This is a genomic window from Limoniibacter endophyticus, from assembly GCF_014652835.1.
Taxonomy (GTDB): Bacteria; Pseudomonadota; Alphaproteobacteria; order Rhizobiales; family Rhizobiaceae; genus Limoniibacter; species Limoniibacter endophyticus.
Genome location: NZ_BMZO01000004.1, coordinates 60,696 through 79,544, shown reverse-complemented (window position 1 = coordinate 79,544; position 18,849 = coordinate 60,696). Strand labels below are relative to the sequence as shown.

Annotated in this window: 19 protein-coding genes; 4 read left to right on the top strand and 15 right to left on the bottom strand. The window is 56.3% G+C overall.

What is annotated here, in order from left to right; all coding sequences use genetic code 11:
- Positions 1-47: 47 nt before the first annotated feature.
- Positions 48-1,946: an ABC-F family ATP-binding cassette domain-containing protein gene (locus tag IE151_RS06885; protein WP_189489473.1), complete on the bottom strand. Its 1,899-nt coding sequence runs from the start codon at positions 1,944-1,946 to the stop codon at positions 48-50.
- 164 nt (positions 1,947-2,110) lie between these two features.
- Between IE151_RS06885 and IE151_RS06880 the strand changes: the two genes are divergently transcribed.
- A complete protein-coding gene (locus tag IE151_RS06880; protein WP_189489222.1) occupies positions 2,111-2,803 on the top strand; it encodes a glutathione S-transferase family protein in 693 nt (230 codons plus the stop codon).
- A gap of 91 nt (positions 2,804-2,894) precedes the next feature.
- Entirely contained in the window at positions 2,895-3,317 is a 423-nt protein-coding gene (gene ndk / locus IE151_RS06875) for a nucleoside-diphosphate kinase (protein WP_189489220.1), read from the top strand.
- Positions 3,318-3,647: 330 nt separating this feature from the next.
- Here ndk and IE151_RS06870 read toward each other — a convergent pair whose 3' ends face one another.
- The 6 genes from IE151_RS06870 to IE151_RS06845 all read right to left on the bottom strand — a co-directional run bounded on the left by IE151_RS06870 (position 3,648) and on the right by IE151_RS06845 (position 8,346).
- Complete coding sequence (locus tag IE151_RS06870; RefSeq protein WP_189489218.1) at positions 3,648-4,040, bottom strand: YbaY family lipoprotein; 393 nt, start codon at positions 4,038-4,040, stop codon at positions 3,648-3,650.
- Positions 4,037-4,498 (bottom strand): molybdenum cofactor biosynthesis protein MoaE, encoded by a 462-nt coding sequence (locus tag IE151_RS06865; RefSeq protein WP_189489216.1) that lies wholly within the window; start codon positions 4,496-4,498, stop codon positions 4,037-4,039. The genes IE151_RS06870 and IE151_RS06865 overlap by 4 nt, the downstream gene beginning before the upstream one ends.
- 3 nt (positions 4,499-4,501) lie before the next feature.
- Positions 4,502-4,756 carry a molybdopterin converting factor subunit 1 gene (gene moaD / locus IE151_RS06860; protein WP_189489214.1) on the bottom strand — a complete coding sequence of 85 codons (255 nt, stop codon included), beginning with the start codon at positions 4,754-4,756 and terminating at the stop codon, positions 4,502-4,504.
- 3 nt (positions 4,757-4,759) lie between these two features.
- The gene (gene pgsA, locus IE151_RS06855; RefSeq protein WP_189489212.1) at positions 4,760-5,353 is read right to left on the bottom strand and encodes a CDP-diacylglycerol--glycerol-3-phosphate 3-phosphatidyltransferase; all 594 of its coding nucleotides are present in this window, start codon (positions 5,351-5,353) and stop codon (positions 4,760-4,762) included.
- A gap of 109 nt (positions 5,354-5,462) precedes the next feature.
- Positions 5,463-7,472, bottom strand: coding sequence for an excinuclease ABC subunit UvrC (gene uvrC / locus IE151_RS06850; RefSeq protein ID WP_189489210.1), 2,010 nt, complete (start codon positions 7,470-7,472; stop codon positions 5,463-5,465).
- Between the two features lie 67 nt (positions 7,473-7,539).
- Positions 7,540-8,346 (bottom strand): SDR family oxidoreductase, encoded by an 807-nt coding sequence (locus IE151_RS06845; RefSeq protein ID WP_189489208.1) that lies wholly within the window; start codon positions 8,344-8,346, stop codon positions 7,540-7,542.
- Between the two features lie 319 nt (positions 8,347-8,665).
- Between IE151_RS06845 and IE151_RS06840 the strand changes: the two genes are divergently transcribed.
- Positions 8,666-9,313 (top strand): outer membrane protein, encoded by a 648-nt coding sequence (locus tag IE151_RS06840; protein WP_189489206.1) that lies wholly within the window; start codon positions 8,666-8,668, stop codon positions 9,311-9,313.
- 114 nt (positions 9,314-9,427) lie between these two features.
- On the opposite strand, the gene IE151_RS06835 is transcribed toward IE151_RS06840, so the two are convergent.
- The 4 genes from IE151_RS06835 to IE151_RS06820 form a co-directional block, all read right to left on the bottom strand.
- On the bottom strand, positions 9,428-10,030 hold the full coding sequence (locus IE151_RS06835; RefSeq protein ID WP_189489205.1) for a glutathione S-transferase family protein: 603 nt from the start codon (positions 10,028-10,030) through the stop codon (positions 9,428-9,430).
- 29 nt (positions 10,031-10,059) lie between these two features.
- Positions 10,060-10,710, bottom strand: coding sequence for a ribonuclease T2 family protein (locus tag IE151_RS06830; protein WP_382344699.1), 651 nt, complete (start codon positions 10,708-10,710; stop codon positions 10,060-10,062).
- Positions 10,711-10,725: 15 nt separating this feature from the next.
- Entirely contained in the window at positions 10,726-11,172 is a 447-nt protein-coding gene (locus IE151_RS06825) for a hypothetical protein (protein ID WP_189489203.1), read from the bottom strand.
- Positions 11,173-11,259: 87 nt separating this feature from the next.
- Entirely contained in the window at positions 11,260-12,111 is an 852-nt protein-coding gene (locus IE151_RS06820) for a 23S rRNA (adenine(2030)-N(6))-methyltransferase RlmJ (RefSeq protein WP_189489201.1), read from the bottom strand.
- 96 nt (positions 12,112-12,207) lie between these two features.
- Between IE151_RS06820 and IE151_RS06815 the strand changes: the two genes are divergently transcribed.
- Positions 12,208-14,328, top strand: a complete 2,121-nt coding sequence (locus tag IE151_RS06815; protein ID WP_189489199.1) for a molybdopterin oxidoreductase family protein — start codon at positions 12,208-12,210, stop codon at positions 14,326-14,328.
- Positions 14,329-14,702: 374 nt separating this feature from the next.
- Here the strand turns inward: IE151_RS06815 and IE151_RS06810 are convergent, their stop codons facing one another.
- The 4 genes from IE151_RS06810 to purM form a co-directional block, all read right to left on the bottom strand.
- Positions 14,703-15,368 (bottom strand): hypothetical protein, encoded by a 666-nt coding sequence (locus tag IE151_RS06810; RefSeq protein WP_189489197.1) that lies wholly within the window; start codon positions 15,366-15,368, stop codon positions 14,703-14,705.
- A gap of 244 nt (positions 15,369-15,612) precedes the next feature.
- Complete coding sequence (locus tag IE151_RS06805; RefSeq protein ID WP_189489195.1) at positions 15,613-16,272, bottom strand: hypothetical protein; 660 nt, start codon at positions 16,270-16,272, stop codon at positions 15,613-15,615.
- Positions 16,273-16,882: 610 nt separating this feature from the next.
- A complete protein-coding gene (purN, locus tag IE151_RS06800; RefSeq protein ID WP_189489193.1) occupies positions 16,883-17,590 on the bottom strand; it encodes a phosphoribosylglycinamide formyltransferase in 708 nt (235 codons plus the stop codon).
- The gene (gene purM / locus IE151_RS06795) at positions 17,587-18,693 is read right to left on the bottom strand and encodes a phosphoribosylformylglycinamidine cyclo-ligase (RefSeq protein WP_189489191.1); all 1,107 of its coding nucleotides are present in this window, start codon (positions 18,691-18,693) and stop codon (positions 17,587-17,589) included. The genes purN and purM overlap by 4 nt, the downstream gene beginning before the upstream one ends.
- Positions 18,694-18,849 lie beyond the last annotated feature (156 nt).

The following is an 18,849-nucleotide window of genomic DNA, read 5'->3' as shown; positions in this document are numbered from 1 at the left end:
AAGGAGGCCGCGCGAATGCGGCCTTTTCTATGTCTTAAGGCTAGAGCTCAACCGCCCACCGCCTCTTCATATTCCGTCGTCATGACCAGCCATTTTTCGTCGTTTTCGTCGATGAGGCGCGCAAGTTCGCCGCGTTCCTTGGCAATGGACGCGGCCTTGCTCGGATTGCGATAAAGTTCCGGATCGGTCAGATCCTTGTCCAGCTTGGCGAGATGTTTGCGGGCCTTGTCGAGCTGGCCTTCAAGCCGCTTGATCTGCTTCGCCAATCCTTCCATGGCGAGGCGCTTCTCGGCGGCCTGCCGGCGCTGCTCTTCCTTCGACAGGGCCGGCTTCTCAAATGCGGCAACCGCTGGCTTTTCCTTCTCTGCCTTCGGCTTCGCCCCCTTGCCGGTGATCTCGCGCTTGTAGTCCTCCATGTCGCCCTCGAAGGGCATGACATTGCCGTCACGCACGATCCAGAGCCGGTCAGCGGTGGCTTCAAGCAGATGGCGGTCGTGGCTGATGATGATGACAGCGCCCGGATAATCATTGAGGGCGTGGACCAGAGCCTCGCGGCTGTCGATGTCGAGATGGTTGGTCGGTTCGTCGAGGATGAAGAGGTTGGGGCCATCCATGGCGGCGAGGCCCATCAGCAGGCGCGCTCGCTCGCCGCCAGACAGGTCTTTCGCCGCCGTGTTCATCTTTTCCGTTGCCAGACCAAACTGCGCAACCCGGCCGCGCACTTTTGGCTCGGGTGCTTCCGGCATGACGCGGCGCACATGTTCGATGGCGCTTTCCTCAGGCCGAAGATCGTCGAGCTGGTGTTGCGCGAAAAGCGAGACTTTGAGCTGCGGCGCAATCGTCAACGTGCCGGATTGAAGCGGCAGGCGACCAGAAAGGAGTTTAGCGAAGGTCGACTTGCCGTTGCCATTGGCGCCTAGAAGCGCGATGCGGTCATCATTATCGATGCGCAATGTAACGTTTTTCAGCACCGGCTTGTTTTCGGTATAGCCGACATAGCCTTGATCGATGGCGATGATCGGAGAAGCGACGACCTTTTGCGGTGCCGGGAAGGAGAAGGGCTTGACTTCATTATTGATCATGGCCTCGACCGGAGCCATGCGCTGCAGGGCCTTGAGACGGGATTGTGCCTGCCGGGCTTTGGAGGCCTTGGCGCGGAAACGCTCGACGAAAGATTCCATGTGCTTGCGCATGGCTTCCTGCTTCGCGCGGCTCTTTTCCTGCAAAGCTGCCTTTTCGGCGCGCTGCCGCTCGAACTGGTCGTAGCCACCCTTCCACAAGGTGATCTTCTTCTGGTCGAGGTGAACGATATTGTTGACGGCCTTGTTCAAGAGGTCGCGGTCGTGGCTGATGAGCAGAACCGTGTGTGGATATTTCGCCACATAGGTTTCCAGCCAAAGCGTCCCCTCGAGATCGAGATAGTTGGTCGGTTCGTCGAGCAGCAGAAGGTCGGGCTCGGCAAAGAGTACCGAAGCAAGTGCGACGCGCATGCGCCAGCCGCCAGAGAAGGAGGAAGCCGGGCGTGCCTGCGCTCCTTCATCAAATCCGAGGCCTGCCAGAATGGTGGCTGCACGCGCTTCCGCCGTGTGGGCACCGATATCGGTCAGGCGTTCGTGAATGGCGGCGATGCGGGCAGCGTCCGTTGTGTTTTTTTCTTCCTCGAGAAGCGCAACGCGCTCCTTGTCAGCTGCGAGGACGATTTCAAGCAGAGAATCTTCGGTGCCCGGCGCTTCCTGCGCCACCTGGCCGATGCGCGCATTCTTCGGAATGGAAATATCGCCGGTTTCAAGCGGCATTTCGCCGGTGATGGCCTTGAAGAGCGTGGTCTTGCCCGTGCCGTTGCGCCCCACTATGCCAGCCTTTGTGCCGGCAGGCAGGGTGAGGGAGGCGTGGTCGATCAGCAGGCGGCCTGCGATACGCAGCGAGATATCATTGAGAATAAGCATGAGCGCGTATTTGCCTGCACCGCTGCGTGACTGCAAGGGGAATGTCGTTCCGGCCCGCATTTGAGCATATGTTTCGCAAAATGCGATAGTGGTTGAGAAATTTTATCTGGCGAGGCAGCGTGCGGCTGGTAGGATCGCGCGAAAAATCGGGAGCAGAGAAAAGCATGATCAAGTTCTACGACCTCGTCGGTGCCGACCACGCGCGCCCTTACAGTCCTCATTGCTGGAAGGTGAAGATGGCGCTGGCACATAAGGGGCTGCCTTACGAGCTGGTGCCCACGACTTTTCTTGGTATCAGGGAAGTTGAAGGCGGCAATGCAACCAAGACTCTGCCATTCATCGTCGATGGCGATAACAAGGTGACGGACTCCTTCCAGATCGCGCTTTATCTCGACGCGGCATATGGCGATCGCCCGACGCTATTCGATGGCGAGGCCGGCATTGCGCTTTCGCGCTTCATCGAACGATGGGCGCTTACGACGCTGCATCCATTCATGGTTTCTGCCGTCGTTCAGGATATCTGGGCGAGGCAGGACGAGGAAAATCAGGCCTACTTCCGCGAAAGCCGGGAAAAGGCGCTGGGCAGAAAGCTCGAAGAAATCGTAGCTGATCGTGACGCACGCCGCGACGCTTTCCTTAAGACGCTCGAGCCGTTGCGCCAGACACTTGGCTATCAGGACTGGATCGGCGGGAAGGAGCCGCTTTTCGCCGACTATATCGTGTTTGGCGCGCTGCAATGGCCGCGCATCATGTCGACGTTCGAAACCATTCCGGAGGGTGACCCTATCCACGGATGGTTCGAGCGTTGCCTGGATTTGCATGAGGGGCTCGGCCGCACGATTCCGGCCGCAGCCTAGGCGGAAGAAAATGGCAGCGGGGCTTTTGTTTGCAGCAAAAATCCTCTAAAGAGCCGCCATCTTTTCACGTCTCACCTCGCAAGGACAAACCATGGCGATTGAACGCACCTTCTCGATGATCAAGCCCGACGCAACCAAGCGCAACCTCACCGGCGCCATCACCAAGGTGTTTGAAGACAACGGCCTGCGCGTTGTCGCCTCGAAGCGCGTCTGGATGAGCAAGCGCGAAGCCGAAGGCTTCTATGCTGTTCACAAGGAGCGCCCTTTCTTCGGCGAACTGGTTGAAGGCATGACGTCTGGCCCGACCGTCGTTCAGGTCCTGGAGGGCGAAAACGCCATCCTCAAGAACCGCGAACTGATGGGCGCAACCAACCCGGAACAGGCTGCTGAAGGCACCATTCGCAAGCAGTTCGCCTTGTCCATCGGCGAAAACTCCGTTCATGGCTCGGATGCACCTGAAACCGCCGCTCAGGAAATCAAGTACTGGTTCTCCGATACTGAAATCGTCGGCTGAATAGAATTGCCGGCTTGATCCGGTAAGGAGCTGAAAGAATAAAAAACGGAGCCGTTTGGCTCCGTTTTTGTTGCAGGGAGTTGGCATTGCCGAGGGACTTGAAACGCTGGAAAAAGCTGTGGCAGGTACACAAGCTGACTCAGGAAGAATAACACGCAGGCTCGGCAAGCGGCAGATGGTGGTGGACGTTCTGCCCGCGACGTTACGGAAATGTCGAAGCGCTGGCAGGGAGCTTGAACTGGTCGCACGTTCTGGGACGACAACCGGTCCTGCTTTCGGGGGCAGCGAAAACGGCATGCCGCCGCAAGGAGGCGTCGAAATAATCCTGCCTTACTTCTCCACGCGGATCACGCGAATGGCGAGGTTCTTCGTCCCACCTTTGGGATCAACCACGTGGCGCACATCATTGATATAGAGCAGTTTGCCACGCTGGGAGATGCGAGCGGTCAGCGCGTAGGAGTGGCGCTCATCGAGATCGTTATCGTCAAAGGAAAGTTCATAGACAAGCGGCAGGGTTTGCGCCGGAGCGATGGTTTGTTCGGCGATGATCTCCGCCGGCGCATCGGCTTCCGAGACATCGATCAGCTGGATCGACGCAGTAGCGCCTTCCGGCAGCGTAACATTCTCGTCAAAAAACACCTCTCCACCGAGGGTCTTTCCCTCCGCTAGCGCGGCAAAGGCGACGCCACAGAGCAGCGCAGTTGCCAGAAGCTTCGCAATCATGTGGATCTCCATGCCTTTCTGCGTTTAGCGTCATCCGCTTTGGCTTCGACCCAATCGCCGGACTTGCCTGAAACCAGATGCTCCTTCTTCCAGAAAGGCGCGTCAGTTTTAAGAAAATCCATGACAAATTCCGTGGCCCGGAACGCGCCGACACGGCTTGATGCGGAGGCTGCTACGAGCACGATCTGCTCGCCCGGCGCAACGCGACCGAAGCGGTGGATGACGGTGAGTCCAAAAAGTTGAAACCGTTGAACCGCTTCTACCGCTATGGCTTCGATCTGTTTCTGTGCCATGCCGGGGTAGTGCTCGAGTTCGAGCGCTGCAAGACTACCACCCTCATCGCGACAGAGGCCGAGAAAAGAAGAGACGGCACCAATGTCGGTGCGTCCCGCGCTCAACGCCGCAACTTCTGCGGCTGCGTCGAAATCTTCAGCCTGGACGCGAACCGTGATTGCCATGGATCAGCCACCCGTCATTGGCGGGAAGAGAGCTATTTCCAGGGCTTTCGGGTCGAGGGCTTCGTCATGCTCACGGTGCAATTGATCAACCGCGACGCGCACGGCATTACGATCCGCCAGGGCGCGCGCGAAATTATCCCCTCGCGCCTCCAGCCAGTCGACGAAATCACCAATGGTAGAGAGATTTTGAGGAAGCGCCACGTCTTCCTGGGCTATGCCGACCTGCTCGCGGATACGGGCGAAATAGCGGATACGCATGTGCTACTCTTCCAGAATGTGCTTTGCACCGGCGCGGAAGTAATCGTAGCCGGTGTAGAGCGTAAGAAGGGCAGCTATCCAGAGCAGCACGATAGCGATCTGGGTCCAGTAGGGCATGAAGAAGTGATCGCCAGCAGGTCCGAGAAGGAGCGCTGCGATAGCCACCATCTGCACGGCAGTCTTCCACTTGGCCAGACGCGTGACGGGGACAGACACTTTCAGTTCTGCAAGATATTCGCGCAGACCCGACACCAGAATTTCACGACAGAGGATGATAATTGCGGCCCAGAGGCTCCAGCCGGCCAGCGTACCGTCCGTGTCGGCTGCCAGAAGAAGCAACGAGGTGGCGACGAGCAGCTTGTCGGCGATTGGATCGAGCATGCGCCCGATGATCGAGGTTTGTTGCCAGGCGCGTGCAAGATAGCCGTCAAGATAATCCGTAATGCTGGCGATAATGAATATCCAGAACGCACACCAGCGCGCAAAGTCGCTCGATTGCAGAGTTCCTTCGATGAAGAAGCAGAGAACGACGAGCGGAACCGCTGCAATCCGGCCATAGGTCAGGATGTTCGGAAGGTTGAATGCGCGCCGCGCCATGAAAAATACCCTATCTCGACTACAGCCGTAGCCGCCAAGATTCGAAAACAGTCAAACCAGATGTTGGTTAACCGGGTCAAGACCACATATTGAACGTTCCCCCGACAGCTTAGCCGTCAGGATGAAAATGATTGTAAACTTGTCGTGCGACGGATTCGGAAATTCCTTCGACAGCGAGGAGGTCTTTGAAATTGGCACGCCCAACAGCCTTCGCAGTACCGAAATGATGCAGCAATGCGCGCTTGCGTGACGGGCCGATACCGGCGATCTCGTCGAGCGGATTGCGCACCATCTCCTTTTTGCGCCGCGCGCGATGCGAGCCGATCGCGAATCGGTGCGCTTCGTCGCGCATACGCTGGATGAAATAGAGCACCGGATCGCGCACCGGCAGGGTGAAGGGCGGCTTGCCCTCCATGAAAAAGCGTTCGCGCCCAGCTTCGCGATCCACGCCTTTTGCAACGCCGATGGCGGTTACGGTCCGGTCGAGATGCAATTCTGACAGGATCTGTTTCACCGAGCTCATTTGCCCCTGGCCGCCGTCGATCAGTATAAGGTCAGGCCAGGCGGGGAAGGTGTCATTATCCTCCTCGACGGGCTTTTCCAGTTCTTCGGCATGATCCTTGAGGAGGCGCGAGAAGCGTCGCTGGATGACTTCGCGCATCATGCCGAAATCGTCTCCCGGCGTGATGTCTTCCGAACGGATATTGAACTTGCGATACTGGTTCTTAACGAAGCCTTCCGGCCCCGCGACGATCATACCTCCTACGGCATTGGTGCCCATGATATGCGAGTTGTCATAAACCTCGATGCGACGTGGCACGCGCTCCAGACCGAATGTGGCGGCAAGACCTTCGAGCAGTCGCTGCTGGCTGGAGGTTTCGGCTAGACGACGACCGAGCGCTTCGCGAGCATTTCGCGTGGCGTGCTCGACAAGCTCTTTCTTTTCACCGCGTTTGGGAGACGAAACGACCACCCTGCGATTGGCCCGGGTCGAGAGCGCTTCCGTCAGCAGGGCCGCATCTTCCAACTCATGCGACAGGAAGATTTGCCGTGGGCAGGGCTTGTCGTCGTAGAATTGAGCAAGAAACGAGGTGAGCACTTCTTCTGCCGTAAGGGCAGGGTCTGCCTTTGGAAAATACGCCCGGTTGCCCCAGTTTTGACCCGTGCGGAAGAAGAAGACTTGCACACAGCTTTGGCCGCCTTCCTGATGAATGGCGATTACATCGGCTTCGTCGACCGATTGAGGATTGATGCCTTGATGACTCTGCACATGGGAGAGAGCCGACAAGCGGTCGCGGTAGATCGCGGCGCGTTCGAAATCGAGATTGGCGGACGCGGCCTGCATGGCACGCGAAATATCTTCTTTCACTTTCTGACTGCGCCCGGAAAGAAACCCTTTCGCCTCCGAGACGAGTTTTGCGTAATCCTCCAGCGAAATTTCGCCGGTGCAGGGGGCTGAGCAACGTTTGATCTGATGCAGAAGGCAAGGGCGTGTGCGCGTCGAGAAAACGGAATCCGTGCAACTGCGCAGAAGGAAGGCGCGCTCCAATGCATTGATCGTGTGATTGACGGCTCCTGCGGATGCGAAGGGGCCAAAATAGTCACCCTTGCGGCTTCGCGCGCCCCGATGCTTGAAAAGGCCGGGCGCCGGATGATCGCCGGTCAGCAATATATACGGAAAAGATTTGTCGTCGCGCAACAGGACGTTGAAGCGCGGGCGAAAGCGCTTGATGAGATTGGCTTCCAGCAGCAGCGCTTCGGTTTCGGTTCGGGTAACGACGAATTCCATGCTGCGCGTGTCGGTGACCATGCGGCCGATACGGTTGGTGTGGAAGCGACCTTGCGCATATTGGCCGACGCGTTTTTTCAGGCTGCGTGCCTTGCCGACATACATGACGTCGCCCGCTGCATTCATCATGCGATAGACGCCAGGCGAGTTTGGCAACTGGCGAACGAGCGCCTGGATGATTTCCATGCCGTTATCGCCGCTGGCCTCGCCCTGATCGAGGATTTCCCAGCTGATCTGGCTGCTGGCCGACGAGATTTCGCCCACCTGATCCTCGGGCGAGTCGAGACCGTCAGCGTCATTTATATCCAGATCGTCGGTAATATCGGTCATTTCGTCTCGATGTCGGTCTGCCGGAGATGCAACGGATGCGCCCCGGGAGAGTCTGAATTATGACCGCTCACTCGTCTACCAGAACGTCCGGCGTCTCCCAGGCGAGATGCTGCCCGCCGTCGAGAGCGATCATTTGCCCGGTGATGGATGGGCTGTTCCAGAAATAACGAATCGTTGCTCCGAATTCGGAAAGTTGCGGCCCATGCTTCAATATAAGCGCGTCGGTTTGATTTAAGAAGTGCTGCTGGCTCTGTCTCGAATTGGCGAGCGTCGGACCGGGGCCTATGGCATTGACACGAATGCGCGGCGCAAGCGCCTGTGCCATAGTCCGGGTCGCTGCCCACAAGGCTTGCTTCGAAAGCATATATGAAAAATGAGTTGGCGTAATTTTCCAGACGCGCTGATCGATCAGGTTGACGACCAGCCCCTTGCGATCCTCTGGCAACTGGTCGTGGAATGCGCGTGTGAGGGCGACCGGCGCATCCACGTGCAACCGAAAATGAGCATCCCATTGCGGCCAATCGAAATCCAGCACGGAATCGTTTTCAAAAACGGAGGCATTATTGACGAGGATATCGAGCGTACCCAGCTTTCCGACCGTCTCGGCAATGATCCTCTCGTACTGTGAACGGTCGGAGAGGTCCCCGCTGACCGTTGCCGCCTGAACGCCGAAGCTTCTTGCAATCTCGGCGATGGATTCCGCGTCTTCCTGAGAATCATGATGATGGATAGCCACGGAGAAGCCGTTCTGTGCCAAATCCTGGGCAATTGCGCGTCCGACGCGCCGAGCGCCGCCTGTTATAAGGGCGATTTTGGACACTGGTTGTTTTTGGCTGTCCGATTCATGGTTAATGGAAATGGCGGGTTTCTTCATCAACGTGACAGGAGTGTGGCTTCTGATGGTTAGTAGTGGGTTAAAATTCGGCGCGGACGATTCTTACCTAAGACCAGCTATTTGATTTAAATAGAAAATCCTTCCGTTAGGAAAGCGAAATCATGCGGCGTTGCTAAAATGACACGTCTCTTTTCCGCCACATTGGCGCCAGGTAAACTCCTTTTTTTTCCTCTTCTTCGGCCCCATTTCGCGACGAAATTGGCACCGTGTTGGAAACGCGATTGGAACCTCTTCCTTCTCCAACTCATTACCATACCTGGAAACGAGTTGCAGGTTTCCGAATAAGGAGAATTAAAAAATGAAATCCACTCTCAACTACGTATCGGCGACCATCGCTGCCCTGGGCCTTTCGGTTGCTGCCGCTTCTGCTGCTGACGTCGTTTACGATGCGCCTCCGGCTCCCCCGGCTGCTCCGGTTGAAGTTGCTCCGGTTGCTTCGTGGGGCGGTGCCTATCTCGGTGCGCAGGGTGGCTACGGCTTCTCCGGCGACGCTGATCTTCCGGGCGTTGGCATCGAAACGGACGGATTCGTCGGCGGTGTATTCGGCGGTTACAACTGGGAAACCGGTAATGGCCTCGTATATGGTATTGAAGCTGACGTAAACTATTCGGACGTGTCGGGCGGTGCTGCTGGCATCCAAGCCAAGTCCGGCGTTGATGGCGCGCTTCGTGCCCGCATCGGTTCGGCTGTAACGCCTGACGTTCTCGTTTACGCTGCTGGTGGTGTTGCTGCCAAGAACCAGAAGATCGAAGCGGCTGGCATTTCCGAAAAGGAAACCATGGTCGGCTGGACCGCTGGCGTTGGTACCGACGTTAAGCTCACCGAAAACGTCTTCGCTCGCGGTGAATACCGTTACACCGATTATGGTGATGAAGACTTCGACACCTTTGGTAACGTCGAATCCAAGGACCATCGTGTTATGGTCGGCGTTGGTGTGAAGTTCTAATTCACTCGACATCACATAGAGAAAAAGCCGGATCGAACGATCCGGCTTTTTCTTTTTTATCAATGGCTTGAAATCGGAATTAGAAGCAGGATCCGAACTTTTTGAATCTGGTTCTCAAGCTTGCGGGAGCAACTCGACGAGTTCCGGGTAACGCTTGTCGAAGCGCGTACGCCAGCTCTTAAGTTTGCCACGGCCCTTTTCCCACTTCGTGTCGCCAAAACGCAGATCGGTATAGGCAAGCGCTGCACGTAGCGCGATGATGCCGACGGTCGGATTCTTCGTGAGTGCAGGCGCGTTCTCGTTGAAATAATCAAGGGCCCGAACGGCTTTCCCCCATTGCTTGTCAAGCCACGGCTGGTGCACTTTCTCTTCCGGACGCATACGGCGCTCATAGACGTGCGCGAGCAACGCATCGCAAAGCCCGTCAGCCAGTGCTTCCAGACGCTCAGCCTCAAGGCGTTTTTCCGCGCTCCGCGGGAACAGCTTGTTTTTCGACGCTCGAGCCAGATACTGCGTGATGGCGCGGCTATCGAAAATCGACGTCCCATCCTCCAGTATCAGTACAGGGATTTTGCCAAGAGGGTTGTTCTCCAGGACAAGAGCTGGCTCTGCATTCGCGTCGACCTTGACGATTTCAATGTCCATGTCGGCCTGTTTGGCGGCCATGCGAACTTTCGCGCTGTAGGGGGAGGCAGGTGCGTATAGAAGTTTGGGCAAGATGAAGGTCTCCGATTGAGTGAAGGGAATCAGTTGCGTCCGCGTACAGGTGGCATGACGAGGTTGCTGGTACGGCAGGCGCGCGCATCCACTTCCCTACAAGACCGGAATTGCAGATCCTTGGTCAGGCAGATGCGAACTTCGCGCATATAGCGGCGGTCGCAATCGACCGCGACGGCGTCGGAACGCAGGCCCGGATTAGCCTCTACAAAGGCCTGTTCGACTTCCCGCGGCGAGACTGTCTTGTAATCCGATAACTGTCGAAGATGATCGGGAATACGGATGCGCTGATATGCCCTCCGGGTCGTCGCAAAATAATCGCGCTGGGAAAGCCCGCTGCAGCTGCCATGCTTGCGCCACTGATGGCGGATGAGGCCGCGTGAAGGCATGATATCGAGCATGGTCCCGGAGATCGCGCGCGGCACATCGGGATTTTGTACGTTGCAGTCGGATGGATATCCGCGTTCATTTTGTGGCCACAAGCCATGCACCACGAAGGCGTAGGGACGGTTCGTGCCGCACTGATCGCGATTGGCCGAAGCGCCTTCGGCCGCGCAATAGCTTGGCGACCAGGACAGGGAGAGGACATAGAAATCGAAATCGGTGGCACTTGCAGGGACGGCTGCGAAAAAAGAAAAAAGGCAGCCTATGGCCGCCTTCTTCAACATTTCACGAAGAATTCTCATCATGGCGGCTTATTTCACAACGCGGCAAGCGCCGTTGTAGACGTGCCAGCGATCGAAGCCGGGAACACAGAACTCGACATTGTTGCCGCCCATGCCAACGAAGCCCATGCCTTCCTCTACAAGGTAGTAGACGGTGCGTGAATAGCCGTCGCTCATGGAGACGGTTGCCTGACAGTAGTGACGGGGAATGTCGCTGCCACCATACGTCGCGGGTTCATAGCGTCGCTCATAGATCTGCTGGAATTCTGTAATTTCGACCTGCGGGAGATTGGGTACGTTGCGGACCTGATGGCGGAAGCCCGAAGTGACGCGATTGAGCACGCCGGCCTTCCCACACAAACTGTCATACGTAACGGGCACATAAACACCGAGATAATCAGCGGCGAGGGCCACGCCAGGAGCAGTCAAGGCAGAGAGGCTGAGGGCGGCAGATAGCAGCACCGAGGATGCGCGCATCGGGTAAGTCTCCCAAAGGATCAAGCAGTTGATTGCACTTTGGGCAATGGTTTGCACCCGGTCAAGCGCCATTCCGCAGCGGGAGGCTCATTCCTCGCCCACAAGCCACTCGAACTTCCCGGCAGCGCCCGGGCCAAGCGCCAGGACGCGCGAAAGTAGCGGGAGAAGGGCGTTCATTTCGACCTCGAGCGTGAAGGGCGGGTTCACGACGATCATGCCGGTGCCGTCGAGCTTCGGCTCAGGTCCAGGCCTGCGAATCATCAGGCTGACATCTGCCACTCGCGCAATATCAAGATTGCGCAACTTCTCGCGAAATGCCTTGACGGCGGCCAGGTCCTTGATCGGATACCAGAGCACATAGGTGCCGCCTGCCCAGCGCTTGTGCGCTCTAGCCAAGCCATTGACGAGGCGGTCGAACTCGTTGGGCTTTTCAAACGGTGGATCGATGAGCACAAGACCGCGCTTTTCCTTTGGCGGCACGTGCGCGCCAAGAGCGAGCCAGCCGTCTAGTTCAATGATACGAGCCTGAAAATCGCCGGCAAAGTGCTGGCGCAGCGTCTCGACATCGACGGGATGCAATTCGATAGCCGAAAGTCGGTCCTGATTGCGCAGAAGATGGCGCACGATGCGCGGCGAACCGGGATAATGACGAATACCGCCTTCGGGATTGAGGACTTCCACGGCGGACAAATAAGGTTCAAGCAATTTCTGCTGCTCTGTCGAAAGCTCTTCTTCGACGAGGCGGCCGATGCCGTGCAGCCATTCGCCCGTTTTCTGTGCCTCTTCCGAGGAAAGATCGTAAAGTCCGGTGCCCGCATGCGTGTCGATCACGCGGAAAGCTTTGTCCTTGCGCTTCATGTATTCGACGATGCGGGTCAGCACGACGTGCTTCAAAACGTCGGCAAAATTTCCGGCATGGTAGATATGGCGATAGTTCATGATAAAAAGCGTACCTTGCGGATCGTATCTTGCCGCATCAGAATGTCGTAACCCAGCCGCTTACACGCATAAGCCGCTTTTAGCTAGGCTCGCCAGATGAATACCCATGCGCCCATGAAGGCCAAGCCAAGAATAGGCCATAGCGCCTGTCCACATGATTGCCCCTCGACCTGTGCGCTCGAAGTGGAATTGCTGGAGGATGGCAAAATCGGTCGTGTGCATGGTGCGCGCGACAACTCTTATACGGCAGGCGTGATCTGCGCCAAGGTTGCCCGTTATGCCGACCGGCTATATCACCCGGATCGTTTGATGAAGCCGCTGATCCGCAAGGGTTCCAAGGGGCAGGGGCAATGGGTGGAAGCCAGTTGGGAAGCGGCGCTCGATCTGGTGGCGGAAAAATTCCTCGCGGCAGAAACCAAATATGGCCCCGAGACGGTCTGGCCATATTATTATGCTGGCACGATGGGGCTGGTGCAGCGCGACAGCATCAACCGGCTGCGCCATGCCAAGAAATATTCCGGCTTTTTCGGTTCCATCTGCACCAATCTCGCCTGGACGGGCTATGTCGCTGCCACAGGTGCGCTGCGCGGTCCTGATCCGCGCGAAATGGGCAAGTCGGGCTGCATTGTGATCTGGGGCACCAACGCGGTTGCGACGCAGGTCAATGTGATGACCCATGCGATAAAGGCCCGCAAGGAAAACGGAGCCAAGATCGCCGTCATCGATATTTATGACAATCCGACGATGAAACAGGCCGATATCAAGGTATTGCTCAAGCCGGGTACGGACGGGGCTTTCGCCTGCGCCGTCATGCACGTGCTTTTCCGCGACGGTTTGGCCGACCGGGATTATCTCGCGCGCTATGCCGATGATGCGGCTGGTCTGGAAATGCATCTTGCGACCAGGACGCCGGAATGGGCCGCTGCGATCACTGGCGTTCCCGTTGCAGAAATCGAAGCTTTCGCTCATCTTGTCGGAAAGACGAAGAACACGTTTTTCCGACTGGGCTATGGCTTTGCCCGCCAGCGCAATGGTGCCGTCAATATGCATGCGGCTACCTCCATTGCCACCGTGACAGGAGCCTGGGCGCATGAAGGCGGTGGCGCTTTCCATTCCAATTCCGGCATTTTCAAGCTCGACACGGGACTTCTGGAAGGCGGGCGGCTGCGCGATCCGAATGTGCGTTTCCTCGACCAGTCGCGCATCGGTAGGGTTTTGATCGGCGATGAAGAGGCACTTGGTGGCGGCGCACCGGTGACGGCGATGCTGATCCAGAACACGAATCCGGCGAATGTCGCGCCTGAACAGAGGCTGGTGAAGCAGGGTTTTCTTCGGGACGACCTATTTACCTGCGTGCATGAGCAGTTCATGACCGATACGGCTGAGCTTGCCGATGTCGTGCTGCCCGCGACGCAGTTTCTGGAGCATGACGATATTTACAAGGGCGGGGGGCATCAACATCTGCTGCTCGGCCCCAAGCTTGTTGACGCCCCCGAAGGTCCGCGGACCAATCTTTATGTGATCGAGGAACTGGCCAAGCGTCTGGGTGTTGCGGACCAGCCGGGTTTCGGCTTGAGCGCGCGCGAACACATCGACCGCATTCTGGAGAAGCGCGATCTTGGCGATTTCGACAAGTTTGCAGAAGAAAAATGGGCCGATCTCCAGCCAGACTTCGAAACGGCGCATTTTTTGCGCGGCTTTGGACATCCGGACGGGAAATTCCGTTTCCGGCCGAACTGGCAAAATGCGATTGGACCCAATCGTCCCCCCAAGTCCATGGGTTTGCAGGGACCATATGCGCTGCTGCCAGAGTTTCCTGATCATATAGATCTGATTGAAGTAGCGGATGAGAAGCATCCGTTCCGGCTGGCGACGTCTCCGGCACGCAGCTTCCTCAATTCGACCTTTACCGAGACCGAGGCCTCGGCCAGGAAAGAAGGGCGACCTGAACTCATGCTGCACCCTGAAGATGCCGCGGCCTTTGGAGTAGTCGACGGCGATCGCGTGGAGGTTGGCAACAAGCGTGGTGAGGTGGTTCTGCACGCCCGCCTGTTTGCGGGGGTGCGCAGAGGCGTGGTGATTGCCGAAGGCATCTGGCCGAACAAGGCTCATGAACGCGGTGAGGGCATCAATGTTTTGACCGGCTCGGACGCGGCAGCACCTTTTGGCGGTGCGGCTTTTCACGATAACAAGGTATGGATCAGGAAGGCCTTGTGACGGACGTCGTCCTCGGCATCGATGCTGCCTGGACGCTGACGCAGCCAAGCAGGTGAGCTTCGCTCTGAAACGAAGGGAAGGCTGGAGGCTCTAACGCGCAGCTTCGTATCAGCGCTTTCTGGCGCGCGTCGACACATCGGCCACGCGGAAGCGAAACGGGTGGTGGGGCTGCGCCTGAAATACCTGCTTTGCCCGCGGCTGGCGGGTCAGATTTCGGATGGTGACGAGAATTCGGCAATCTGGGTGCCGCAACCATGGAGGCGGAGGTCCGGTAGCAATTCCGGAGAGACCTCCATATTCGAAACCAGCGCAAATTCTTCAATGTAGGCGTGTCTTCAGTTGATTAAGCGTATCCCGTTTATTTGCAGAGTCGGCTATTTCAAATAGCTTTTCGACCAGACCTGATTGCCGGCACGGGCCGAGCCAACAAAGGTGAAAAAAGAACTTTTCTTGAGGGTGCGCCATAAATATGCGGGCTGATAGCAATGGCTTTCGAGTTTGAAAATTTTTTCGATCTCCGTAGTACGGAAGTCACCTTGCGCCGCGACTTGCTCGATGGCTATCTGGTAGCACGTAACGACATGGTCCGAGCAGAAGAAGGCACTGGATTGTGTGCTCAGTAACCTGTCGAACACAGTTTCTGTTTTGTCGCCCTTGTATTTCTCTTTTGCAGCGATGGAGCGAAGAGCTCCCTTTTTTCCCGATCCACTATAGGCGATTTTCATGCCATGAAAGCTGACGAGGCGCTGTTTAACACCGCTCCACATCAGCTTTGCGGTTTCCGCTGCCCCCAAGGCCACTGTCGGGATGTGGCAACGGAAAATGTCGTAGGTTTCATTCGCGTTAGAACCGACACTTAGAAAAGATTCACATAATTTCCTGCCGTCCATCTCGATAATGGAGTCGCTTGATGATGCAATCGCGGCGTGGACGATATCAGCCGGTCCAGTTCCGAAAAATTGGCCAAAGGATATTTGGTGATTGCTGAAAGATCCGTCATTGTGCTTCAATAATATGTCGCCTGCTCTGATGAAGCTCATGGTCTAGTTTTTCTCTGTAATATATTTGTTTATAAAATCTTGTATTAGACGGATGATTTATTGTTATTTTCAGTATATTACCTTTATTAATCATGTCGATGGAGCGCAGTTGTTTGACTCAAGAATGCTGCGCTGGGCCGCTACTTGCGCTTGTGTGTCCATCGTTGCTCTTGGGCGAAGCAGCGGTTCCTATAGGGGCAAGACGTCTTCGGCAGTCGGTGTCTAAACCCCTCGGCGGTGACTACTAAGCAATCTTTCGACCATCGCGGCAGGTTGCCAGGAAATCAAAACACGCGCTCTTTTCAAGCCGTCTCCAGAGATAGGCAGGGTTGTAGCAGTGACTTTCAAGCGCGAAAGTCCGTCGCAGATCTTCGTGGACCGCACCTTGCGTCATGAAGCGCTCAAGAGCGATTTGATAGCACAGGACTACGAATTCCGAGCAGAAGAGGGAAGCGCCGGAACTGTAGTTCAATTTGCTGTGCATTTTGTACTCTATGGAGATTCCGCTGGATTTCTTTCTGTTCCAGATGGACAGTTTAGATCCTTTATGCCCCGAAGCGCGGTATGTTATTTTCCTTTCGCGATTGAACCCAAATTTATCTACGAGTTCCTGAGCGACATTATAAGCCTCCCAGGCGACTTCGGGCATCTTGCAGCGAAAAACGTCATAGGTTTCGGCCTTGCCAATATTGACTATGGCAGATTCACCCAATCCGTTTCCGCCCGTTTCGATTATAGAGCCGGAGGACGATGCAATTCCCGCATGAACGATATGTGCAGGACCTTTGCCGAAAAATTGTGCTGCATGGGTCAGGCGATTATTAAGATTAGTAGACACGGATTTTAAAAGTATATCGCCTGGCTCGATGAGGTCATAGAACTTATAATATTTTTTTCTGTCCATTGGGTTTATTCTTTCGTATGTTTTGAAATATATTTAATGATTATTTATCAGAGCGAAATTTTGAGGCTCTTGCGAATTAGGAATATTGCGCCGGAAGATGGGAGGCATCGACGTCTTCTCTTCGATGTTCATCCCTTTCATCCCCCTGTTATGGACGGTTGATGATGCGTTCTTCAGCTTGGCTGGTGGCAATTCGGTTGGTCACTCGGCGGCTGCTCGCCGATGCTGGACGAGCCGCAGCGAAAGACGTCGTATTTCCGGCCGCTTGCCAAGTGCCTCTCTTCGATTCCGTCGAAGGCCATGTGCATGAGAAAATTTTCGTCCGATGCAAGTAAGGCATGATCCATGTTGAACGGCTCACGAAAGAAAATCTCGCAAATGTGAATTTCTTGCTCCAATGAGAGCTGTTGTCATGCAAACTAACGAGGTTTGGAGTTTGAATATTAATCTGCTATATTGTGAAAATTCCATAACGTTTCTTCATAAGAAAAAGTATGTTTGTTTCATCTTATCTCGTAGATGCAATATTTTTCTTAAGAAATATTATTTTATTTTAACAAAAAACCGCGCTTGAGAGCGCGGTTCTTGATCTTGGTAATATAGAAAATTGTTAGGGTGTAATTCTTGCGAGATCCTGCAAATCGGCGATGCCGCGCCAGGAAGCCGGGGAGACAATCGAGGCCTTTTCCTCAAAATCCATCCCCTCCAGTCCGCTATAGATGGTCTTGCCGCCTTGCATTGCGGCCTTGCCGGACGCAACCAGCGCCAGCGCCAGCGGATAGATGGCATGCTCTGCCTTGAGCACGCGCGCTCCCAGAGACGCTTCTGTATCGTTCGGCAGAACCGGTACGGCCGCCTGCGCGATGACCGGACCGCCATCCATTTCCGCCGTCACGTAATGCACAGTCGTGCCATGGACGCGCATGCCAGCCTCGATCGCGCGCTTATGCGTGTCAAGGCCTTTGAAGAGCGGAAGCAGGGAAGGGTGGATATTGATCATCCGGCCTTCAAAGCGCGCCACGAACTCGGCGCTCAACAAGCGCATGAATCCGGCGAGACAGATAATCTCGGCACCCATGCGTTCGATCGCGTCGACCAACGCAGCTTCATGTGCCGGCTTGTCGGAGAAACCGGAGCGCGGCACGGCAACAGTGCTCAAGCCCCGCGCCTGGGCAGCTTTCAGTCCGGGTGCGTCAGCCTGGTCGGAAATAACGCCGATGATTTCCGCCGGGTAATCGCGATCATGGGACGCTTCGATCAGCGCGTTCATGTTCGAGCCACGTCCCGAAATCAGAACCACGACTTTCTTGCGGCTCATAGCGCGATCTCGCCATTATAGATGACGCCGTTTGCATCCGCGCCTTCCTTGCGCGGTACGATGCGGCCGATCGGCATGACCGTTTCGCCATGCTCCTGAAGGATTGCGGCGACCTGCGCAGCCTGGCTTTCCGAAACAACGACGACCATGCCGATGCCGCAATTGAAGGTACGCATCATCTCGGCCGGCGTCACGCCTCCGGTTTTTGCCAGCCAGGAGAATACGGGCGGCACGTCAATCGCCTCCAGGTCGAGTTCGGCAGCAAAATCCTTTGGCAGCACGCGTGGGATGTTTTCAGGAAAGCCGCCGCCGGTAATATGCGCCATAGCCTTGATGCTCTCAGTGGCGCGAATGGCGGCAATCAGGGATTTCACATAGATGCGGGTCGGGACGAGTAGCGCTTCACCGAGCGTCTTTTCCCTGTCGAAGGGCGCCTTGTCAGCAAAAGTCAGGCCTGCATGGTCCATGATGCGGCGAACGAGCGAGAAGCCATTCGAATGCACACCGGAGGAGGCGAGACCAAGCAGGACGTCGCCCGTACCGATGTCGCGGGTGGGCAGAAGTTCGCCCCGTTCGGCTGCGCCGACGGCAAAGCCCGCAAGATCATAATCGCCTTGTGCATACATGCCGGGCATCTCGGCGGTCTCGCCGCCGATCAATGCGCAACCGGCTTGCCGGCAGCCTTCTGCAATGCCGCCGACAATGGCTGCGCCCTGATGAGGATCGAGCTTGCCGGTGGCAAAATAGTCGAGGAAGAAGAGGGGTTCGGCACCCTGGACGACGAGATCGTTGACGCACATGGCAACCAGATCGATGCCGACCGTATCATGAATATTTGCCTCGATGGCAATCTTCAGCTTGGTGCCCACGCCATCATTGGCTGCAACCAGAACCGGATCGGTGAAGCCCGCAGCCTTGAGATCGAACAGACCCCCGAACCCGCCGATCTCGCCGTCGGCGCCGCTGCGGCGCGTCGATTTCACCATAGGCTTGATCATTTCGACCAGTTGGTTCCCAGCGTCGATATCAACGCCCGCTTGTGCATAGGTCAGGCCGTTCCGGGTGGACTTTTCGGATGGATTGGACACGTCGATCTCGCTCATGGCAACTCTCCCACAAGGTTACGGCTCTTTACACGAAGCGCGCCCGCCCGCAACTACCGCAGTGCGCTTGCGCGGCGAAAAGCGTGGAAACCGCGCCATTTATACAGGCTGCTTGCCCGCACTTGCGATAAGGCACGGTTGGCAGCACATTGACAC